The organism is Vibrio sp. 10N.286.48.F5, from assembly GCF_041469785.1.
GTDB lineage: Bacteria > Pseudomonadota > Gammaproteobacteria > Enterobacterales > Vibrionaceae > Vibrio > Vibrio crassostreae_C.
Map to the genome: position 1 here is coordinate 1 of NZ_JBFRLG010000075.1, position 306 is coordinate 306.

The 306-nt window shown below is 49.0% G+C and carries 1 protein-coding gene; it reads right to left on the bottom strand.

The annotated features are described in order from the left end of the window. A partial coding sequence (locus AB4185_RS21850) for a VCBS domain-containing protein (RefSeq protein ID WP_372135932.1) occupies positions 1-306 on the bottom strand: 306 nt, incomplete at both ends.

Genomic DNA, 306 nt, shown 5'->3' on the forward strand with positions numbered 1-306 from the left:
CTCATCGATGGCAACGGTCGCGCTGCTGACAGTAGCTGCGTCATTAGTGCCGTTAATCGTCACTTTTATGGTCGACGGTGTGCCATCAACCGACGATACCGTAAAGGTCTCTTCGACTTTATCGCCGACGTTTAATTGGTTAAACGCGCTGTTGGCGGTGAACGCCCAATGACCATTAGCATCAATAGTCAGGTCACCATTGGTGCCAGTAATCGAATCCGGTGTAAACGCATTATCTTGATTATCCACGTCGGTACTGGTCAATGTTCCTGAAGTCGTTACTGCTTTGTCGGTTTCATCGATGGC